Source organism: Ligilactobacillus cholophilus, assembly GCF_030389495.1.
Classification (GTDB): domain Bacteria; phylum Bacillota; class Bacilli; order Lactobacillales; family Lactobacillaceae; genus Ligilactobacillus; species Ligilactobacillus cholophilus.
The window spans coordinates 1,190,829-1,208,520 of record NZ_CP127832.1; the positions used below are offsets into that span (position 1 = coordinate 1,190,829).

A 17,692-nucleotide genomic window follows, 5' to 3' on the forward strand; every position below is an offset into this window, starting at 1 on the left:
TCTATTTAATTTTATATTGAATTTCACTTTGCCCATTATGAGTAATCACATTAATTTGATCTGGGATCTGTGCATGTAATTCTTGCACATGACTAATAATACCAATCATTCTATTCTGACTTTCAAGCGAACGCAATGTTTCTAAAGCAACTTGTAATGATTCTTCATCTAAAGAACCGAATCCTTCATCAATAAATAACGTTTCAATTTGTGTCCCACCATTTTGACGTTGAATCACTTCACCTAATGCTAAAGCTAATGATAATGCTGCAATGAAACTTTCTCCTCCAGATAAAGTTCTTACACTACGCGTTTCTCCAGCTTCATCATCATAAATATCAATTCCTAATCCTGTTTGATTAGCAACATTTCGTTCTGCTGTTTGTTGCAAAATAAAAGTATAGCGTCCATTTGTAATTTTCTCTAAAATTTGTGATGCCACATGCAACACCTCTTTAAAGTACTCACGCAATACAAATCTTTCTAAACCTAATTTTCTTGCTGATGTCCCATTAACTATAACTTGTGATAATTCACTTAATTCATCTAATTCTCTTTGATTTTCTTTTTGTTTCTCCCATAATTTTTCTACTTGGTGATAAATTTCATTCAATCTATCATACTCATTTTTTATTTCTCCGCATTGTCGACTTAATTGAGAACCTTTTTCACTAGCCTCCCTTTGTTGCTTTTGAACAAGATCTAAATCAGGCATTTCTTTCCCTGTTACTTTGTCACATAATTCTTTTTGTTGTTTTTGATTAGCATATAAATTTTCTTCATACCTACTAATTTCAAACTGATTTTGTTCAATCTGTCCAACATTTTTAAGCCAATCTAAAAGTTGTTTTTCTGATACTTGTTTATCATCTAAAACTACTTTTAAATCTTTTTCATTTTTTTCCAAAATTGTACGTTCTTCAACAACAATTTCTTCCAACTGTCTTTTATTAGCCTTTAATGATGTAAAAGCTCGATCTAATTCTTGAACTTGTTCATCTTTCTTTTTCAATTGTTGATCAAACGCACTAATACTTTGTTTCATCTTTTCAATCGCTTCTTCTAAACTTTCGCGATTTAAATAATCCTTAGGTAAATTATTTTGTTGATTACGTAATTGTGTTTTTACCTCAATATTTCTTTTTTCTAATTGATTTACTTTATTTTGTGCTTCTTGACTTGCTTCCGTTAATAGTTTAATTTCATTCTCAATCTTAGGAATTTGCTTTTTCTTTAATTCTTGAGAATACTTTTCTTCTGATAAATCATCTAACCGGCTAGCAACCTCTTTAATTTTTTTCATCAATTCATTCTTTAGAATTGTTAAATTACTTTCCCTTGTTTGAGCTTTAATTTGATATTCTTTTAACCTTTTTTTATACTCATTATTTTTTTGAACAATTTGCTCGTCTAAATCCTGCACTTTTGTTTTCAATTCTGAAAATTTCCGTAATGCTTTATTTTCCTTTTCCTGAGCATCCTTCACTTGTTGCTCACTGATTTGAGGAATTTTAGAATCAAGCTTTGCTAAATGTGGATGTTCGATTGATCCACACACTGGACATGGCGTCCCCTCTTTTAACTGTTGTGCATAATAAGCAATCTGATTTTTAGCAAAATAATCTTGATAATTTTCTCTTGTTTCCTTGCACTGTTGATAAATTTTATTTTGCTGCTCAAAGTGACGCTTTTCCTCATCAAGTCCATTTTTTAATTGTTTAACCTTTAAATCATCTTCTACTAATTCCTGTAAACTTTTTTCTAACTGCTCCAGACTATCATTATTGCGTTGAATTTGATTTATTTCATTTATTAAATCGCTTAAATCAAGAACTTCATTTCTTAATTGCAATAACCTATCATTAGCTGTCGCTAATTTCTTTTCACTTTCAAATTTTACTTCCTTTTCTTTTTGGTACTGCTCATCAATTTTATTTAACTGCAATTGTAAATCTGCAACTTGATCAAACAGAGGCAACTTCGACTGTAATTCTTGCTGTTTTAACTCTAATTGATGATATTTTTCCTTTTGATTATTTAATTTTAATAATTCATTATTTCTAAGTTGTTTTTCATTTTCAATGTTTTCTAACTTGGTAGTAAAAGTCGTTAATTTACGATTATCTTCATTTAATTTTTTTCGGCCTTGAGTAATTTCATTCATTAACGTTTTATTATTCAATGCCCATTTTAAATTTTGAACTTGTATCTTCAAATTTTGAATATAATCTTGCTTTTGCTGCAATGCTTTAATTTCTTTTTCTACATTTTTCAACTTTTGCAACCGATCAGCTAATAATTTTTGTTTTTGAAATTTAAGCATCAATTGTTCAATTTTACCTTGAACTCGCTTTAATTCGCTTTGTTTTTGTACTAATATTTTTTCTTTTTCTACTACATAATTTTGAACAACTTCAAGCCAATCATTTGGTGCTTTAATTTTTTCATAATCATCATCATTCAATTTAACCGTATTCATTAACGTTTCTAACTGTTTTGTTTGCATCTCACTTTGTTGTTTCTTTTTTCGAACATTTTCTTTGATTTTTTCCGTCCACTGAGCAAAAATCTCTGTTCCAAAAACCTGACGTAGAACTTTTTCTTTTTCATCGCTATCCGCTGTTAAAAATTTACGAAATTTTTGTTGAGGCAATAGTACAATCTGCGTAAACTGTTGTGCATTTAAATGTAATAAATTGCTAATAAAATTATCAACATCTCGCTTTTTAGTTAAAACAATCAATTCACCCATTGAATCACGATATTCAAGTGAGTTTTTAGCGGTATGAGTTGAATTTGACCCCTTATTATTTCGATATTCATATGTTGGTTCACGTGTAATCTTGTACGTCTTTCCCTGGTGTTCAAATTCCAATATCACTTTTGTTTTATCAGTTGGTTTAGCAAATAGTGATCTCATTTGACTTGCAGTTCTTTCGTCACCAGAAGTTTTACCAAATAATGCATAACAAATCCCATCAAAAATTGTAGTCTTACCACTTCCAGTTTTACCGCTAATTAAAAATAATGGTGCATTTAGAAATTTAGTAAAATCAATTTGAACATTTTGATAAGGTCCAAAATTTTCCAATGTTAAATTCAACGGACGCATTATGAGTCACTTCTTTCTAATTCAGTTAATACTTTTTCTGCAAAATCCAATTGTTCCTTAGACAAAATGTGACCAGTGGATTCTTCAAAAAACATCTCTAGCATTTCTACCGGTGATAGTTTCTTTATTTCTTTAGGCATTTCTTGTTCAATAACCTCTCGCCCATTTTGTCTTTTAAAACTAATAATCCTTGGATAAAATTCTCGCAAACGATTCATAATATTAGGGATAATTTCTTTATCAGTTAATTCAACCGCTACAAAATCTTCATCTGGAATTTTTTGATACATTTGTGGAGAAATTAATGTTTCAAAATCTTCATTTAAAATTTGAATTTCATGTTTTTGTTTCAATGGAATCCATTTGGTCATTTTCCCAACAGGTTGGTCAGTATCAACAATCCAAACCCCTTTAGTATCATTTGCTTCACTGACAGAAAACTTAACTGGTGAACCACTATATTTCATCTTTTCATCATGCAATGCATTTTTGCTGTGCAAGTGTCCTAATGCAACATAATCAAAATCATTCATAATATCTAATGGAACAGCATCCAAGCCACCAACTTCAATATTCGTTTCTGAATCTTTATGTGTACTACCTGCAGCAAAAAAATGTGCTACTAAAACATGTTTTTTGTCATTATTAAATTTCATCTTCATTTTTGCTACAATTTTTTTCATTGCTTGTGCCAAGTTTTGAATACTGTCATCTTCAAAATAGTCACGTGCTACCGGAATTTCAAAATATGGTAATAGAAAAAACTGTGTATCTTTTATTTCAATTGGAGTAAATGCATCTTTAAGTTTCGTATTTAAAAACAACTTTGTTTTTTTAAACCACTGGCTACCAGTATCTAATCGGATTGCTGAATCATGATTTCCATTAATCATCAATATTGGAAAATGATCATTTAAGTTTAGTTCCATCAAAGCTTGATTTAACATTTTTATCGCTTCTTCACTTGGAACAGAACGATCATATAAATCACCAGCAATTACAATTGCGTCAACTTGTTCTTCCTTAGCAATGTGCTCGATTTGTTTTAATGCTTCTTGTTGACTATCAAATAAAGAAAAATCATGTAATTTTTTCCCAATATGCCAATCTGCAGTATGTAAAAATTTCATCTATTTCACTCCAATCAAACATTCGTTCTTATTTTACCATGAATCTTCTATTTAAATATAATTCTTAATTCAGTCAAAAAAAATGATATTTAAATAGAAATAAATCCATTTAAATATCATTCATTAATTTAATATTCAGTTTTAGTATAAACCGTTAATCTTACCATCATCCGATAAAGTCATTCCATTTGCAGCAGGTACTTTTGGCAATCCTGGCATTGTTAATACATTACCTGTTAAAGCAACTAAGAAACCTGCTCCTAACTTAGGTACAAATTCACGGATATGAATTGTAAAGTCTTTTGGTGCCCCAAGTAATTTTTCGTTATCTGAGAATGAATATGGTGTCTTAGCCATACAGATTGGCATCTTGTCCCAACCTAATTTTTCAAATTTCTTAATTTGAGATTTAGCTTTGGCACTATATGCAACATCTTTTCCACCATAGATCTTTGTAACTAATGTTTGCACTTTATCTTCAATTGATTCATTTGGATCATATAATGGCTTAAAGTCTGATGTTTCATCACATGCAGCAACAACTTCTCGAGCTAAATCAAGAACACCAGCTGATCCTTCAGCCCATCCATTTGAAACTACAGCCTTAGCACCATCAGCAGCACAAAGTTCAACTACTTTATCTAATTCTGCTGGTGTATCTGTACTGAAGCGGTTTACAGCTACTACAACGGGAACATTATATTGTCTCAAGTTATTGATGTGACGTTGTAAGTTAGCATATCCTTTTTCAACAGCAGCTACATTTTCTTCTTCTAAGTCTTTCTTAGCAACTCCACCATTCATCTTTAATGCACGACAAGTTGCAACTAATACGATTGCATTTGGAGTTTTACCCAATTTAGGACAAACAATGTCTAAGAATTTTTCAGCACCTAAGTCAGCACCAAAACCAGCTTCTGTAATTGTGTAATCAGCTAATTTCAAACTTGTCTTAGTTGCGATTAAACTATTGCATCCATGAGCAATATTAGCAAATGGGCCACCATGTACTAATGCTGGTGTATGTTCAATTGTTTGAACTAAGTTAGGTTTAATTGCATCTTTAAGCAATAAAGTAATTGCATCTGTTACGCCTAATTGATCAACTGTTACAGGTTCTTTATCAAAGTTGTAACCAATAACGATGTTACCAATCCGACGTTTCAAATCTTTCAAATCAGTTGCCAAGCAAAGGATAGCCATTAATTCAGAAGCAACTGTGATATCAAAGCCATCTTCACGAGGAATCCCTTGAAGAGGACCACCTAAACCAATCACTGTGTGACGTAATGCACGATCATTAATATCAAGTACTCGTTTCCATATAATCCGGCGTTGGTCAATATGTAATTCATTTCCTTGGTAAATATGATTATCAATTAAAGCAGCTAATGTATTATTTGCACTTGTTAAAGCATGCATATCACCTGTAAAGTGTAAGTTAATATCTTCCATTGGAACAACTTGTGAATAACCACCACCAGTTGCTCCTCCTTTAATTCCCATTACTGGTCCAAGAGATGGTTCACGTAAACAAATCATTACGTTCTTGCCAATTTCTTTTAATGCATCACCTAAACCAATTGTAACTGTTGATTTTCCTTCACCAGCTGGTGTAGGGTTAACAGCTGTCACTAAAACCATTTTTTCTTTAGTTTTGTGAGCATTTTTTAATGGTAAGTTAACTTTAGCTTTGTACTTTCCATATAATTCGATTTCATCATCTGTCAAACCAACTTTTTCTGCAATTTGTTGGATTGGTTCTAATTTAGCTTGTTGTGCAATTTCAATATCACTCATTGTAAGATTCCTCCTAATCAATCACAAATAGCTTTGTTACCAATATCTTTACGGTAAAATGTGTCTGAAATTGGATGTTCATTCAAAAATGAATAAACTTCTTTTTGGGCTTCTTTTAATGAAGCAGCCCTACCAACTACAGATAGAATTCGACCACCTTGATTATACAAAACGCCATCTTTTTCACTAACATTTGCATAATCAATAAAAATATTTTCAGGGATATCCGTTAAATCGATTTTTTGATTTGTAACCGGGTTTTGTGGATAACCCTTAGCAGCCAAAACAACATTTATAAATGATTCGTAACTAATTATAATATTATCAATTTTTTCATTATTCGCAACTTGATTTAATAATTTTGCAAAGTCATTTTCAATTCGTGGTAGTACTACTTGAGTTTCTGGATCGCCTAAACGAACGTTATATTCGATTACTTTTGGTCCTTCTGCTGTCATCATAATTCCAACATACAAAATTCCTTTGTATGAAAATTTTTCTCTATGAACACCTTTCACTGTTGGCTCAACAACATCTTTCATAATCTGTTCATATTGCTGTGATGTAAGTTGAGGAACTGGACTATAAGCTCCCATCCCCCCTGTATTAGGACCTTCATCATTATCATAAGCACGTTTATGATCTTGACTAATAGGTAATACTTGATATGAATTCTGATCTAATAGAATAAAAACCGAATACTCTTGTCCACTTAAACATTCTTGATAAACTAGTGGATGAGCAGCATCCACATCTTGCTGATCAACAAATTGCAATGCAGCTTCTTGATCAGGTGCAATATATACTCCCTTTCCTCCAGCAAGTCCGTCCTTTTTTATTACTAATGGGAAACCAAATTCAGTAATATTTTTACGTGCTACTTCTTTATTACTAAATGTTTTACTTTGTGCTGTTGGAATATTGTTCTTACGCATAAATTTAAGCGCAAATGATTTAGAACTTTCCAATTGAGCAGCTTCTTTATCTGGCCCAATAATTTTACAATGATGTTCTTGGAATACATCAACTATTCCATTGGCCAATTCTACTTCTCCACCAACAAAAGTCCATGCAATTTGATGAAGTTCGACTGCTTGAATCAACTTATCATAATCATTTTCTTCAATATCTAAAACTTCAACACCAATTTTGTTCATTGCCGGATTACCAGGTGCACAGAATACCTTATTAACCATTGAACTCGCTTTTAATTTGCGACAAATTGCATATTCACGTCCACCTGAACCAATTACCATTACGTTAATGTTTTCCATTTTTTCCTCCTAGTGTCTGAAATGACGACGACCTGTCATTACCATTGCAATTCCATATTTATCTGCCATATCGATTGAGTCTTGATCACGAATTGATCCACCAGGTTGTACAATCAATTTGATTCCATGTTTTGCTGCATATTCAACTGAATCATTCATTGGGAAGAATGCATCACTTGCTAATACACATTCATCATCAATGTATTTTTGGGCATGTTCAATCGCAATTTTAACTGCATCAATTCGGTTTGGTTGACCAGCACCAACACCAAGTGTTCTTTGTGGATTAGCAACTAAAATTGCATTTGACTTAACAAATTTCACTGCCTTCCAAGCAAATTCCATCGTCTTTAATTGTTCTGGAGTTGGTTGTTTCTTAGTAACTACTTTCCAATCCTTAACATCATCTGCAAGGAAGTCTTGTTCTTGTACTAATAAGCCACCCATAACAGATACAGTTTCATTTCTTACAGGTTCATCTTTCCGTTCAAAATCAACTGTTAATAAGCGTAAGTTCTTTTTCTTAGCTAAAATTTCATATGCATCGTCATCATATGAAGGAGCAATAATAATTTCAAGGAATAGTTTATGTAATTTTTCAGCAGTTTTTACATCAACTGGACGGTTTAATGCAACAATACCACCAAAAATTGATACTGGGTCCCCTAAATATGCTTGATCCCATGCTTCTTCAATCGTTTCACCTTTACCAATACCACATGGATTCATATGTTTTAATCCTACTGCAGTTGGACCATCAAATTCACGGATAATTCTTAAGGCTGCATCCGCATCTTTGATATTATTAAATGATAATTTCTTTCCATGGAGTTGCTTTGCTTGGCAAATTGAGAATTTCTTTGGAACAACATCTTCATAGAACCATGCTTTTTGTTGACTATTTTCACCATAACGCATTTCATCAATTAGGTTATATGTTAATGTTAAGTTTTGAGGAGCTGGTTGATTGATTTGACTATTAAAGTATGAAGAAATCAAAGCATCATAAGCTGCAGTCTTTTGGAAGACTTTAGCTGCTAATCTTTGACGTAATTCAAGACTAGTGTGTCCATCTTTTTTGATTTGATCTAAAACTACTTCGTAATCTGATTGGTCAGTAACAACAGTTACATCTTGATAATTCTTAGCTGCAGAACGTAACATTGATGGACCACCAATATCAATTTGTTCAATAATTTCACTATTTGTTTTACTTTCATCAGTTACTGTCTTCTTAAATGGATATAGGTTTACACATACTAGATCAATTAAATCAATATTTAATTCTTTTAACGTTGCTAAATGATCATCGTTATCACGTTTAGCTAAAATTCCACCATGAACTTTTGGATGTAATGTCTTAACTCTTCCGTCTAAAATTTCAGGAAAATCAGTTACTTCTTCAATTGAGATTGTTTCAATACCATTTTCATTTAAATATTTTTGTGTACCACCTGTTGAAATAATTTCAAATCCGTTTTCAGTTAAACCTTTGGCAAAGTCTAATAAGTTTGTTTTATCAGATACACTAATTATTGCTTTTTTCATTTTCTTCCTCCAAAATTTTCTTCAATACTTCTGGATACAATTTATGTTCGGTTTGATGTATCCTTGCCTCCAACGTATCAACATCATCATCTTTATAAATAGGAACATGTTCCTGTTTAATGATTGGACCAGTATCCAATCCTTCATCTATATAATGGATTGTAACCCCAGTTTGCGTTCTTCCATTTTCAACATGATCTTGAAATGCTCTTTCAATTGCATGTAATCCTGTAAATTCAGGTAAATAAGCAGGATGCAAATTAATAATTTTCCCATCAAAATTATTTAAAATTACCGGGCTAATAACTCTCATATATCCTGCTAAAACCACTAAATCTATTTTTCTAGATTTCAGGATTTGCAAGATTTTCTTTTCATACTCCTCTTTGTTTCCACAAGATTTCAATGTAAACGTCGCTGTATAAACACCATATTTTTCAGCTCGTTTAATAACAGGAGCATTGGGATGATCACAAAACAGTAGTTCAAGTTTGGCATTCTCCCCAAATTCATGGCTTTGAAATGCTTTTGCGAGAACTTCAAAATTAGTTCCATTTCCTGACGCAAAAATCGCAATTCTCATTGAATATTCTTCCCACCTTTTAATAACTTGATAGCTGAATCACCTGAAGCCCTTGCTTCTAATTTTCCAATTTTAAAGTATGTTTCATTTTCACTTTCTAATTGTGAACACACTTTTTGGTAATTATTAGGATCAACACAAAGAACTAAACCAATTCCCATATTAAAAATACGGTAGCAATTAGCATCATCTAATTTACCCTCTTCTTTTAAAAGTTTAAAAATTGGATTTGGTTCCCATGCATCTGTATCGATTACCGCTTGTAATTTTTCATTTAACATCCGGGGAACATTTTCAAGTAAACCACCTCCAGTAATATGAGCAATCCCGTGTATCAATTTACTTTCAAGCAATTTCTTAACTGCTTTAACATAAATCTTAGTAGGTTTAAGAAGCTCATCTTTAAGGGATTCATTGTTTAAAATTTCTAATTTATCATCTAAAGAGTAATGATGATCTTTAAATAAAATTTTTCGAACTAATGAATAACCATTGGAATGTAATCCGTTAGAAGGTAATCCAATTAAAATATCTCCCTCTTGAGGCAATTTATTTGTTAATAAATCATTAGTTTCACATATACCAACTGTAAAACCAGCAATGTCAAATTCATCCTTATCGTACATATCTGGCATTTCTGCAGTTTCTCCACCAATTAATTCCATTTCAGCATCAATACAACCATCAGCAACGCCCTTAACAATTTTTTCTAATTTTTCAGGATTATTTTGACCAACTGCTAAATAATCAAGGAAGAATAATGGCTGTGCACCTTGCGCTAAAATATCATTTGCACACATCGCTACACAATCGATTCCAATTGAATCATATACTTGTGCTTCTTGTGCAATCATTAATTTTGTTCCTACTCCATCAGTACTTGCCAAAATAGATTTTGAGCCAAGTTGATATGTACCACTAAAATTTCCAATTTCATTTTCATTTTTTCTGGTTCGAGTTTGCTTAGCAATTTTTTTAATTCGATGAACTAATTCATTGCCTGCAGCAATATCAACCCCAGCTTCTTTATATTGATCCATTTTCTAGTCCCTTTCTTTTTTGCTTTTTCAAAGATTCTAAGTAATCTTTTTCATAATCATAAAGTGGAGTTGGATATTCTCCATTGAAATAAGCTATTGTTAATCCACCATTAGGGGCACCCTTAGCATCTGGAATTGGAATTGACTTAACTAAACTTTCAATACTCAAATATCCTAATGAATCGACATCAATGATTTTTTTCATTTCTTCTATTGAATAGTTAGCAGCAATCAGTTCTGAACGTGTTGAAATATCAATTCCATAAAAACATGGGAATTTAAATGGTGGAGAAGCAATTCTTAAATGAATTTCTTTTGCTCCAGCCTTTCTTAATAATTTAACAATTTGACTTGAGGTTGTCCCTCTAACAATCGAATCATCTACAATAACAACTCTTTTTCCCTGAACAACTGATTTAACTGCTGATAATTTCAAACGTACACTTCGTTCTCTTTGTTCTTGTGTAGGTTCAATAAATGTCCGTGCAACATACTGATTTTTAACTAATCCCATTTCATAAGGCAGTTTGCTTTCCTGTGCATACCCTAATGCAGCAGCTAATGAAGAATTAGGTACTCCTATTACTATATCGGCATCAGCTGGTTGTTCCCTTGCTAATAATTGGCCCATTTTCTTTCTTGCATCATATACACTAACACCATGAATGCTAGAATCTTGATTAGCAAAATAAATATATTCCATTGAACAAACAGCTAATTGTGTATCTGTAGTAAAATGGTCAAGATGCATTCCATCTTTATCAAAGATAATCAACTCTCCAGGTTGAACATCTCGTACATATTCTGCATCGACCGCATCTAACGCACATGTTTCACTTGCAACAACATATGAACCATCTGTCCTCTTACCAATACATAAAGGTCTAAATCCATTAGGGTCAAGTGCTGCAATCATACAATCCTTTTTCAAAAATAGAAATGCAAAACCACCCTTTATTTCATTCAAACTCTTTTTCAATGCATCAATAAAACTCATGTTTTGTTTTTGTTTAATCAAATGAATTAGTACTTCTGAATCAGAATCAGACTCAAATTTAGCACCGTCTTCTTTGAGTTTACGTTTTAGTGTCTGAGCATTAGTCAAATTTCCATTATGTGCTAATGCAACATCATTACCGTTAAAATCAAACAGAAAAGGCTGTATATTAAAAATTGAATCTGAACCACTAGTTCCATATCTAACATGACCAATTGCATTTTCTCCCTGAAGTTGTGCAATATCCTCATATTTACTGAAAACAGCTGATAGTAATCCTAGTCCTCTACGTCGAACTAAATGATTGCCCATATCGCTTACAATTCCTGCTCCTTGTTGCCCACGATGTTGGAGTGCATGTAATCCGGTATAAACAAAATCGCTAGCTTTTTCATTTCCATATATTCCGAATATTCCACAGTATTCATTTAGTCCTTTTTCTTCATTAAACATGGAATAGCGTCCTCCCAAATTTTCTGTGCCTCATATACTGGATAAATAAATTTATCATCTGTGCAATTAATTTGAATTTTTGCACTTTGATTAACCTTGCCAATAAATTGAGCATTATCCATTAAAATTGATTCAAACTTCTTCTTATTAGCATCTGCAACTCCAACAATCATTCTTCCTGGAGTTTCACTAAAGATTTTTCTAACTGGCATTGCTAAGTCAACTGAAACACCTAATCGAGTATTAAAGAACATTTCAGATAAAGCTACGGCTATTCCACCCTCACTAATGTCATGAGCACTACTAATAAGATTTTTATCAATTGCATTCTTTAGTAATGCTATCTTAGTTAATTCTGCATTCCAATCAAGTTCACGTAACTTTCCGTTAATCTTTGATTGTTGCATTTTTTGGATTTCGGATCCGCTGAAATCATCCTCTGTTTTACCAATAAGATAAAGATTTTCATCCTCGTAACTGACTGAATTTTTAATATAATGGTTTACATCTTTTATTAACCCAACCATTCCTATCATTGGTGTAGGATAGATTGCTTCGCCATTACTCTCGTTATAAAGTGAAACATTACCCGAAACAACAGGAGTGTCTAAGTGGCGACATGCTTCTGCCATTCCAATAATAGATTGATGTAATTCCCAGTAAACTTCTGGATCATGTGGATCTCCAAAGTTCAAGCAATCTGTTATAGCTAAAGGATCTGCTCCAACTGACAAGAGATTCATCGCAGCTTCTAATACTGCAATTTCACTTCCGATTTTGGGATCTAAGTAAACGAAACAGCCATTGCCATCTGTTGTTGCAGCAATCCCCTTTTTCTTTCCTCGAACTTTAATAATTCCTGCATCATTAATACCATTAGGTCCCGCAACTGTTGAAGCCCTAACTTGAGAATCGTATGTTGTAGTTAATGACTTCTTAGATGCAATTGTAGGTTGTTTTAATAACTTGTAGAAAATCTCTTTTGCATTTGTTATTTTAGGTAATTCAGCTTCTTTAGCTGTGCTAATTCGTTCTGGAATTGATTCTTTACCAATTTCTTGTAATACATCATCTGTTAATGTCGATACCGGAATATCTGTTACTACTTTTCCCTCGTGTGTAAGTACATATCTTGTATCATCAATAACTTCACCAATTTTAGCGGCTTCAAGATTGAATTCCTTAAATAAATCAATTACATCTTGTGTATGTTCTTTTGGTACACATAAGAGCATTCTTTCCTGTGATTCACTAAGCATAATTTCATATGCCGTCATATTTGTTTCACGTTGTGGTACTAAATCTAAATTTAATTTCACACCTGTATGAGATTTTGAAGCCATTTCACAACTTGAAGATACCAACCCAGCAGCACCCATATCTTGAATCCCAATTAACCAATCTGGATGCTCTTGAATTAATTTCAAACAAGCTTCCATTAATAGTTTTTCCATAAACGGATCCCCAACTTGAACCGCAGAACGTTGAGTTTCATGTTCATCACTAAAATCAGCTGATGCGAAAGTTGCTCCATGAATACCATCACGTCCAGTTTTTGCACCAACGTAGATAATGGAACTTTCATCACCTTCTGCACGTCCTTGTTGAATATCTTTTACATTCATAATTCCGATACTCATTGCATTCACAAGCGGATTGCCTTTATAGCAACTATCAAAAGTTGTTTCACCGCCAATAGTAGGAACACCAATACAATTCCCATATCCACCAATTCCGGCAACAACTTGATCAATTAAATAACGATCATGTGCACTCTTAATTTCATTAAAATGAAGAGAGTCAAGTGATGCAATTGGGCGAGCACCCATACTAAAAATATCCCGTAAAATACCACCAACTCCTGTTGCAGCACCTTCATAAGGTTCAACTGCTGAAGGATGATTATGACTTTCTGCTTTAAATACAACCGCTTGATCATCACCTATATCAATAATTCCAGCACCTTCACCTGGGCCTTGGAGAACCTTGCTATTCTTTTTAGGTAATAACTTTAATAATGGTTTTGACATTTTATATGAACAATGTTCACTCCACATTACTGCTAATAAGCCTGTTTCAGTATAATTTGGAAGTCTCTTTAATAACTTTTCACAAATATAGTCATATTCTTTTTCAGATAATCCCCATTCTAAATATGGTTTTTTCTCTTTAATTTCAAGTGGACTCATTACCTCATCCATTATTTATTCCTCCATATGTTTTGAAATTCTTTAACTTAATAATGACTGAAAAATTTTTATACCATCTGATCCTCCCATAATTGCTTCAGATGCACGTTCTGGATGAGGCATCATTCCTACAACATTTCCTCTTCGATTACAAATACCAGCAATATTATTAACACTTCCATTTGGATTTTCATCTGCATATCTAAACACTACTTGATTATTATTTTCTAATGCATCTAGTGTAGTTGGATCTGCATAATAACTTCCATCTGAATGCGCAATTGGTAATTCGATCTTTTCATTTTCTTTTAATGCTGATGTAAATGGCGTCTTTGTGTTTTCAGCATTTAAAGAAACCGTTTTGCAAATGAATTTTAAATTATCATTTCTTTTTAACGCACCTGGTAAAATATTTGCTTCTGTTAAAATTTGGAACCCATTGCAAATTCCAATAACTGGTTTACCTTCATCAGCAAATCGTTGAACTTCTTGCATTACAGGAGCAATACTTGCAATTGCACCACATCTTAAGTAGTCTCCATATGAAAAACCACCTGGCAACATAACTGCATCATATTTGGATAAATCACAGGTACGATAAGAAACATATTCCGCATCAGCATGACATAAATTAGTTAATACGTAATGCAAATCCGTATCACAATTTGATCCTGGAAAAACAATAATTGCTACTTTCATTATTCATCCTCCAAAATTTCATAATGATATGTTTCTAAATTAAAGTTAACTAATAGATTTTCTGCTAATTTTTTGATCATTTCTTCATCAATCTTTTGATCTTTTAACTTAATATCAAAGAACTTTCCTGCTTTAATATCAGCAACATTTTCAAAGCCTAATGTTTGAGCCGCCTCTGTGATTTCTTTACTTTGAGGGTCAAATACTGAAGATTTAATATTTACAAAAAGTCTTATTTTCATCTCTATTCTCCTATCACTTTTTCAAGTCTATCTAATACAATTTTGTATGCAGCAGTTAATGAGCCTAACTTTCTACGATAAACATCTTTATCTAAATGATCTTGTGTTTTTTGGTCCCATAAGCGACAATTATCTGGTGAAAATTCATCAGCAAGAATAATTTCACCATTTGGCAATTTTCCAAATTCCAATTTAAAATCAATCAAAGTCATTCCTGCTTCACTAAAAATTGGTGTTAATAGTTTATCTACCTTACGCGATATTTCCCACATTTTTTCCAATTCTTCATGAGTCACTACTTTTAATGCTACTGCTTGTGATTCATTAATTTCTGGATCATCCAGCGGATCACTCTTATAACACATTTCTTCTACAGGTGTTTCAAACTTAATGCCTTCTTTTACGCCAAAACGACTTGCAAAATGTCCCGCAGAGTAATTACGAGTAATCATTTCTAATGGAATGATTTCAACCTTTTTAACTAATTCTTCGTTATCAGAAATTGTTTTTAAATAATGAGTATTAATTCCATTTTTGTTCAAATATTTGAAAATTAAACTTGAGATTTTATTATTAATAATTCCTTTTTCATCAATTTCATCTTTTTCTTTACCATTAAATGCTGTTGCTTGATCGAGATAGACAATTTGTAGTACATTTTCATCTTCAGTACTCCAAACTTCCTTTGCTTTTCCCATGTATAACTTCTTAACTTTCACAGTAATCTCCTCTTTGAAACGTTCGTTTTTAAACGAAATATTTTTTTGTATCTGTTTACAAGACCTATGTTATTACAAAAACACGAACTATGTCAACAACGAATAACGCTTACATTCAGTTTATTTTCACAAAAAAATAGTGATTTAGTAAATTTGTCACTACTAAATCACTATTTTAGTGTATATTGTTCGTCTTTTGCTGAAAATAATTTATAATTACCATATTTACTATAAACTAACTCATCAATCCCAAATGTTAGTTTTCTCTATATCATTTAAAGTTTTTTCTATATCATTTGTTAAGATTGTAACATGTCCCATTTTACGATCAACTCTTGCTTCAGTTTTCCAATAATCATGAAAATGATATTCTTCATTATGTGGCACTAAAGCTTTCACTTTTTCTAAATGTTGCCCCAATACATTTACCATTACTACTGGCTTTAATAGTTTTATTTCAGGCATTTTCCAATTACAAATAGCACGATTATGAATATCAAATTGAGAATAATTGCATGCTTCAATGGAATAGTGTCCAGAATTATGTGGTCGTGGAGCCAATTCATTGACGTAAACATTATCATCCTCACCAATAAACATTTCAATTCCCAAAATCCCACACAAATTTAATGCTTCAGCTATTTTTCTTGCAATTAACTGTGCCTCATTTTGTAATTTTTCTGAAATTCTTGCAGGAACAATACTTTCATGAAGAATTTGATTACGATGAATATTCTCACTTACTGGAAATACACTAACTTCTCCATCAACATTTCTGCCAACCATTACAGAGCATTCCATTTTAAAAATAACTTTTTTCTCTAAAATGCATGGTCCCTTTTGTAGAATCGTTGTAGCTTTATCAAAATCACTAGTTGATTTTAATTGCATTTGATTTTTACCATCATATCCACCCTCACAAGTTTTTAAATAACTAGGATATCCAAATTCATCTAAAGCATTCTTTAGTTCTTTTTCTGTATTAATGCTACTAAATTCCGCTGTCCTTAAACCTAAATTTTTTAAAAAGTTCTTCTCATTCAAACGATCTTTAGTAATTTTCAATAAGTGTGTACCTTGAGGTAAAAGAGTTTTATTTTGAATTTTTTCTAATATATTTAAATCCACATTTTCAAATTCATATGTTAGTACATCAGCTTTACTTACTAACTTTCTTATTGCTGCCTCATCTGAATAATCAGCAACAATTTGCCCATCTGCAAATAACGCTGCTGGACAATCCTTTTGTGGATCCAAAATAATAACTTTCATACCACTTTGTCTTGCTGATTGTGCCAGCATTTGACCTAATTGTCCTCCGCCAATAATACCAATTGTACTTCCGATTTTTATACTATTATTCAAGATTTTCACTGCTTTCTATTGCTTGAGAAGTTTGTCTTTCACGATATTCAGTTAATCTTTGTTCAATCTTTTGATCGTTAATACCTAATATTTGTGCTGCCATCAGTGCTGCATTTTTTGCACCTGCTTTTCCAATCGCCATTGTTGCAACTGATACTCCAGCTGGCATTTGTACAATAGAAAGTAACGAATCTAATCCATTTAAAGCATGGCTTTGTACAGGAACTCCAATCACAGGAACTAATGTATTTGCTGCAATCATTCCTGGCAAATGTGCTGCTCCACCAGCACCTGCAATAATTACTTTAATTCCATTTTTAGAAGCATTTTTTGCAAATGAAAACATTTCATCTGGCATTCTATGTGCAGAGATAACCTTTTTTACATAATCAACGTTCAATTCATCTAAAATTTGAGCAGCATGTTTCATTGTATCCCAGTCCGAAATACTTCCCATTACAATTGCAATTTTTTTCATCAAAAAACACCTCAATTATTTTCAAATAATATTCGTTTTTAATGATTATACACCAAAAACAGA

General features: G+C 32.3%; 14 protein-coding genes. All 14 read right to left on the reverse strand.

Annotation, left to right across the window (positions count from 1 at the left end):
- Nucleotide 1: 1 nt before the first annotated feature.
- Nucleotides 2-3,112 carry an AAA family ATPase gene (locus tag QPK35_RS06240; RefSeq protein ID WP_290033093.1) on the reverse strand — a complete coding sequence of 1,037 codons (3,111 nt, stop codon included), beginning with the start codon at nucleotides 3,110-3,112 and terminating at the stop codon, nucleotides 2-4.
- Nucleotides 3,112-4,242, reverse strand: coding sequence for an exonuclease SbcCD subunit D (locus tag QPK35_RS06245; RefSeq protein WP_290033094.1), 1,131 nt, complete (start codon nucleotides 4,240-4,242; stop codon nucleotides 3,112-3,114). Before QPK35_RS06245 ends, QPK35_RS06240 begins: the two co-directional genes overlap by 1 nt.
- 141 nt (nucleotides 4,243-4,383) lie before the next feature.
- Nucleotides 4,384-6,042 carry a formate--tetrahydrofolate ligase gene (locus QPK35_RS06250; protein WP_290033095.1) on the reverse strand — a complete coding sequence of 553 codons (1,659 nt, stop codon included), beginning with the start codon at nucleotides 6,040-6,042 and terminating at the stop codon, nucleotides 4,384-4,386.
- A gap of 17 nt (nucleotides 6,043-6,059) precedes the next feature.
- Nucleotides 6,060-7,316 carry a phosphoribosylamine--glycine ligase gene (purD, locus tag QPK35_RS06255; protein ID WP_290033096.1) on the reverse strand — a complete coding sequence of 419 codons (1,257 nt, stop codon included), beginning with the start codon at nucleotides 7,314-7,316 and terminating at the stop codon, nucleotides 6,060-6,062.
- A 9-nt stretch (nucleotides 7,317-7,325) separates the two neighbouring features.
- A complete protein-coding gene (purH, locus tag QPK35_RS06260; protein ID WP_290033097.1) occupies nucleotides 7,326-8,864 on the reverse strand; it encodes a bifunctional phosphoribosylaminoimidazolecarboxamide formyltransferase/IMP cyclohydrolase in 1,539 nt (512 codons plus the stop codon).
- Complete coding sequence (gene purN / locus QPK35_RS06265; protein ID WP_290033098.1) at nucleotides 8,845-9,447, reverse strand: phosphoribosylglycinamide formyltransferase; 603 nt, start codon at nucleotides 9,445-9,447, stop codon at nucleotides 8,845-8,847. Before purN ends, purH begins: the two co-directional genes overlap by 20 nt.
- Nucleotides 9,444-10,487: a phosphoribosylformylglycinamidine cyclo-ligase gene (purM, locus tag QPK35_RS06270; protein WP_290033099.1), complete on the reverse strand. Its 1,044-nt coding sequence runs from the start codon at nucleotides 10,485-10,487 to the stop codon at nucleotides 9,444-9,446. Before purM ends, purN begins: the two co-directional genes overlap by 4 nt.
- Nucleotides 10,474-11,937 (reverse strand): amidophosphoribosyltransferase, encoded by a 1,464-nt coding sequence (purF, locus tag QPK35_RS06275; RefSeq protein ID WP_290033101.1) that lies wholly within the window; start codon nucleotides 11,935-11,937, stop codon nucleotides 10,474-10,476. The genes purM and purF overlap by 14 nt, the downstream gene beginning before the upstream one ends.
- Complete coding sequence (purL, locus tag QPK35_RS06280) at nucleotides 11,913-14,138, reverse strand: phosphoribosylformylglycinamidine synthase subunit PurL (protein WP_290033102.1); 2,226 nt, start codon at nucleotides 14,136-14,138, stop codon at nucleotides 11,913-11,915. Before purL ends, purF begins: the two co-directional genes overlap by 25 nt.
- Before the next feature lie 30 nt (nucleotides 14,139-14,168).
- Nucleotides 14,169-14,825, reverse strand: coding sequence for a phosphoribosylformylglycinamidine synthase subunit PurQ (gene purQ, locus QPK35_RS06285; protein WP_290033103.1), 657 nt, complete (start codon nucleotides 14,823-14,825; stop codon nucleotides 14,169-14,171).
- Entirely contained in the window at nucleotides 14,825-15,067 is a 243-nt protein-coding gene (gene purS / locus QPK35_RS06290; RefSeq protein WP_290033104.1) for a phosphoribosylformylglycinamidine synthase subunit PurS, read from the reverse strand. Before purS ends, purQ begins: the two co-directional genes overlap by 1 nt.
- Before the next feature lie 2 nt (nucleotides 15,068-15,069).
- Nucleotides 15,070-15,786 (reverse strand): phosphoribosylaminoimidazolesuccinocarboxamide synthase, encoded by a 717-nt coding sequence (purC, locus tag QPK35_RS06295; RefSeq protein WP_290033105.1) that lies wholly within the window; start codon nucleotides 15,784-15,786, stop codon nucleotides 15,070-15,072.
- A 243-nt stretch (nucleotides 15,787-16,029) separates the two neighbouring features.
- Nucleotides 16,030-17,151 (reverse strand): 5-(carboxyamino)imidazole ribonucleotide synthase, encoded by a 1,122-nt coding sequence (purK, locus tag QPK35_RS06300; protein WP_290033106.1) that lies wholly within the window; start codon nucleotides 17,149-17,151, stop codon nucleotides 16,030-16,032.
- The gene (purE, locus tag QPK35_RS06305; RefSeq protein ID WP_290033107.1) at nucleotides 17,144-17,632 is read right to left on the reverse strand and encodes a 5-(carboxyamino)imidazole ribonucleotide mutase; all 489 of its coding nucleotides are present in this window, start codon (nucleotides 17,630-17,632) and stop codon (nucleotides 17,144-17,146) included. Before purE ends, purK begins: the two co-directional genes overlap by 8 nt.
- Nucleotides 17,633-17,692 lie beyond the last annotated feature (60 nt).

What these genes read in the sequence shown, in the direction of transcription:
- purM (WP_290033099.1), bottom strand. Translation starts at nt 10,487, where the DNA reads ATGGATCAATATAAAGAAGCTGGGGTTGATATTGCTGCAGGCAATGAA.
- purD (WP_290033096.1), bottom strand. Translation starts at nt 7,316, where the DNA reads ATGGAAAACATTAACGTAATGGTAATTGGTTCAGGTGGACGTGAATAT.
- purS (WP_290033104.1), bottom strand. Translation starts at nt 15,067, where the DNA reads ATGAAAATAAGACTTTTTGTAAATATTAAATCTTCAGTATTTGACCCT.
- purL (WP_290033102.1), bottom strand. Translation starts at nt 14,138, where the DNA reads ATGGATGAGGTAATGAGTCCACTTGAAATTAAAGAGAAAAAACCATAT.
- purF (WP_290033101.1), bottom strand. Translation starts at nt 11,937, where the DNA reads ATGTTTAATGAAGAAAAAGGACTAAATGAATACTGTGGAATATTCGGA.
- purN (WP_290033098.1), bottom strand. Translation starts at nt 9,447, where the DNA reads ATGAGAATTGCGATTTTTGCGTCAGGAAATGGAACTAATTTTGAAGTT.
- purH (WP_290033097.1), bottom strand. Translation starts at nt 8,864, where the DNA reads ATGAAAAAAGCAATAATTAGTGTATCTGATAAAACAAACTTATTAGAC.
- QPK35_RS06240 (WP_290033093.1), bottom strand. Translation starts at nt 3,112, where the DNA reads ATGCGTCCGTTGAATTTAACATTGGAAAATTTTGGACCTTATCAAAAT.
- purQ (WP_290033103.1), bottom strand. Translation starts at nt 14,825, where the DNA reads ATGAAAGTAGCAATTATTGTTTTTCCAGGATCAAATTGTGATACGGAT.
- QPK35_RS06250 (WP_290033095.1), bottom strand. Translation starts at nt 6,042, where the DNA reads ATGAGTGATATTGAAATTGCACAACAAGCTAAATTAGAACCAATCCAA.
- QPK35_RS06245 (WP_290033094.1), bottom strand. Translation starts at nt 4,242, where the DNA reads ATGAAATTTTTACATACTGCAGATTGGCATATTGGGAAAAAATTACAT.